The following is a 250-nucleotide window of genomic DNA, read 5'->3' as shown; positions in this document are numbered from 1 at the left end:
CATTTCGATATGTATCATGGGAATCCGGACGGTATGCGAAAGGCCTCCCGAATCCCGTTCGCCCCGTATTTTAAGCGGAGCGGTAAAAAATCCGTCCCATGCGTAAAGGGGAAACAGCGGCGTATGGAAAGGGGACACATGGGGGAATCCGACCTCTCCCTTGTCGGGCTGTTTGAGGGAAATTTCGTTGTCGCCGCCCTTAAAGAACACGATAGGGGGGCTCCCCCCGGTGACCCACCGGAACGCATCC

At 56.4% G+C, this 250-nt stretch carries 1 pseudogene; it reads right to left on the bottom strand.

The window, feature by feature from the left end:
* Positions 1-210, bottom strand: a pseudogene (locus KVT34_RS30715) (SAM-dependent methyltransferase); the annotation flags it as partial.
* Positions 211-250 lie beyond the last annotated feature (40 nt).

Origin of the sequence: Paenibacillus sp. GbtcB18 (assembly GCF_019091125.1) — a bacterium.
In the GTDB taxonomy this organism is placed as follows: domain Bacteria; phylum Bacillota; class Bacilli; order Paenibacillales; family NBRC-103111; genus Paenibacillus_F; species Paenibacillus_F chitinolyticus.
This window is presented reverse-complemented; position numbering and strand designations above follow the sequence as displayed.